Below are 2435 nucleotides of genomic sequence, written 5' to 3'. Positions count from 1 at the left end.
CCACACCCTGCGCACCCCCGAGGAAGCCGCCCTCACCGCCGACCTCGGCACCGCCCTCCGCCTCCACCTGGCCTCCCTCCCGCCCGACCCCACCCCCGCCGACCACCTCCGGGCCGCCACCTGGCACCCCGTCACCACCACCGCCGCCCACCTGGCCCGCCTCCTCGTCCGCAACGACCACCACGCGGACACTCCCTGACGGCACGCCAACGCCCGCGGCCGATGGCTCACGGGCGCCGTCGAGTGGTGGCCCCGGCGCCGCCTGCCCCCGCCGCTCAGAACTCCAGCGCCACTCCGACGGCCCCCGCACCCGCCCGCTCCGCCGCCCGCAGCACCCGCACCGGCCCCGCGAACAGCTCCGCGACCGTCCCGCCCCGTCCTCGTTGCCCATCGACGACAGCCACGCGCCTGCCCGTTCCGTCCCCGACCGGCCCAACAGCGCCTCCACCACCGGCCGGTACTCCCGCACCCCCGCCGCATCGAGCACGAACTCCCCGCCCCGCCCCGGCAGCCGCTCCACCGCCTCCGGCCCCAGTGCGAACGCCAACGCATCGAACGGGTACGCCCGCGAGGCGCCGATCGAGCAACGCTCCTCCTCTTCGCACTCCTCCAACCGCCCGAGCAGCTCCCATCGCACCTGCTCCGCCCGGTCGCCGTCACCCCGCCAGCCCACGAACATCTCCGCCAGCACGACCGCGTCCGCTCCGCGCCGAGCACCGCCGCCGGCCAGCCGCCGCAGCCACTCCGGCCGCGCCGCGAGCCGATCCCGCCACCACGCCAACTCCCCGACCGCCGTCGCCGGCCGCCGCGCCCACTCGGCGACGCCCGCCGCCACTTCGTCCGGCACCACCCCGAGCACCCAGTACCCGTGAAACCCCACGCCCGCCCCTCGCCTCCCGACATGCCAAGGGGCCCCGACCGTCACCGGCCGGGGCCCCTCCACCCTCTGACTCAGCGACCCGGGCCCTCGCCCTCGCCCGGCAGCGTCTCGGGCAGTACGAAATGCGGGTTCTCGATCAGCCCCAGCACCGACCCGGCCGGCTCGACCACCGCCGCCACCCGGATCCCACCGCCGACCTCCTGCACCGCCTGCCGCACCGTCGCCCCCGCCGCCACCACCTGCTTCAACGCCACCTCCACGTCCCGGACGCCCCAGTACGTCACCGGCCCCACCGCCGGGTCACCGCTCGGATCCAGCGACAGCTCGTAGCCACCGACGTTGAAGCCGACGTAGAACGGCTCGTCGAAGTACGGCTCGATGCCCAGCACCGAGGTCCACCAGGCCTTCGCCGCGGCGAGATCCGGCGCGGGGTAGATCACCGTTCGCAGGCCAAGAAACATGTCAACTCCCGTTCACAGCAAGCTGGTTCTTCCGACCGCGAGCCTACGGCCCGGGTCCGACAACACCGCCCCGGCACGCCAGGACACTCACCCGAGCTGCGGCAGCACCTCCGCCGCCACCCACTCCATCGCCCGCTCCACCTGCTCCCCCGCGACCGGGAACCACAGCGTGCAGTCCGTCAGCCCCGCCTCCGCGAGCTCCCCCAACTCCTGCACCACACTCCCCGCCGAAACCCTCGCCCCACCCAACGGCCGCCCCGGCGCCTCCACCACTGCCGCGACACCCGGCGGGGTCAGGAACACCGCCGCGGCCACCGCGAACCGCTCCGCGTCCTCCGCCAACTCCCCCAGCCGACGTCGAACGCCCACCACCTCCGCCGCATCCACGCCCGTCCCGTACCAGCCGTCCCCATGCCGCACCACCCGCCGCAACGCCGCCGCACTGTGCCCGCCCACCCACACCGGCGGCCCACCCGCCGACACCGGCGCCACCCCCAACCGCACCCCCTGCAGCTGCGTGAATCGCCCCTCGAACTCCGCCGACCGCGAGGACCACAACGCCCGAGCCGCCCCCAGGTGGTCGTCCGTCCGCGCACCCCGCTCCCCCGCCGGCACCCCCACAGCGGCGAACTCCGCCGGATTCCACCCCGTCCCGACCCCCAGAATCAGCCGGCCGCCCGACACCACATCCAGCGTCGCCACCTGATTCGCCATCACCACCGCCCGGTAGTACGGCACCACCAGCACCGACGTCAGCAAGCGCACTCGCGACGTGGCCCCCGCCACCACCGCCAACAGCACCAACGGATCGGCATCCAGCCCGAACCCGCTCTCCAACACCCGGTTCCCGACCGCCACATGATCGAACCCGAGCCGCTCCGCGACCCCCGCTGCCCGAACCGCTCCACGACCGTCACCCGCCTGCCATCGCGGCTGAAGCGACACCCCAAGACGCAACCCGGACATGGCAGCACACCCCTCCGTAGACCACCCGACCCCAGGCCCAACCGCTCGGCCCGGCCCGTTTCATCCCCGCAGGTCGGAGCTCCACGTCTCCGGATTCCTCCGGGAACGCGAAAAAGCCCCCCGCCGTA

5 protein-coding genes are annotated in these 2435 nt (G+C 74.4%); 2 read left to right on the top strand and 3 right to left on the bottom strand.

From position 1 onward, the window contains the following. Positions 1-199 (top strand): hypothetical protein (locus IEZ12_RS36920; protein ID WP_373295573.1); only part of this gene is annotated, 199 nt, incomplete at its 5' end. Between the two features lie 76 nt (positions 200-275). Here the strand turns inward: IEZ12_RS36920 and IEZ12_RS40335 are convergent. Next, positions 276-404 (bottom strand): hypothetical protein, encoded by a 129-nt coding sequence (locus IEZ12_RS40335; RefSeq protein WP_268250308.1) that lies wholly within the window; start codon positions 402-404, stop codon positions 276-278. On the opposite strand from IEZ12_RS40335, the gene IEZ12_RS36915 reads away from it, so the two are divergent. Further along, a complete protein-coding gene (locus tag IEZ12_RS36915) occupies positions 384-872 on the top strand; it encodes a hypothetical protein (protein WP_189278754.1) in 489 nt (162 codons plus the stop codon). The two genes, IEZ12_RS40335 and IEZ12_RS36915, sit on opposite strands and share 21 nt — an antisense overlap. 79 nt (positions 873-951) lie before the next feature. Here the strand turns inward: IEZ12_RS36915 and IEZ12_RS36910 are convergent, their stop codons facing one another. Together IEZ12_RS36910 and IEZ12_RS36905 are read right to left on the bottom strand one after the other, a co-directional pair. After that, positions 952-1320: a VOC family protein gene (locus tag IEZ12_RS36910; protein WP_229848702.1), complete on the bottom strand. Its 369-nt coding sequence runs from the start codon at positions 1318-1320 to the stop codon at positions 952-954. 108 nt (positions 1321-1428) lie between these two features. Beyond that, complete coding sequence (locus IEZ12_RS36905; protein WP_189278750.1) at positions 1429-2307, bottom strand: TIGR03619 family F420-dependent LLM class oxidoreductase; 879 nt, start codon at positions 2305-2307, stop codon at positions 1429-1431. Positions 2308-2435: the final 128 nt, after the last annotated feature.

The organism is Kitasatospora griseola, from assembly GCF_014648555.1.
Lineage (GTDB): Bacteria > Actinomycetota > Actinomycetes > Streptomycetales > Streptomycetaceae > Kitasatospora > Kitasatospora griseola.
The sequence above is the reverse complement of the archived record's forward strand: the minus strand, read 5'-3'. Positions and strand labels throughout refer to the sequence as shown.

Bases quoted from the DNA above. Each gene is read 5' to 3' on its own strand.
- IEZ12_RS36905 (WP_189278750.1), bottom strand. From the start codon at position 2,307: ATGTCCGGGTTGCGTCTTGGGGTGTCGCTTCAGCCGCGATGGCAGGCG.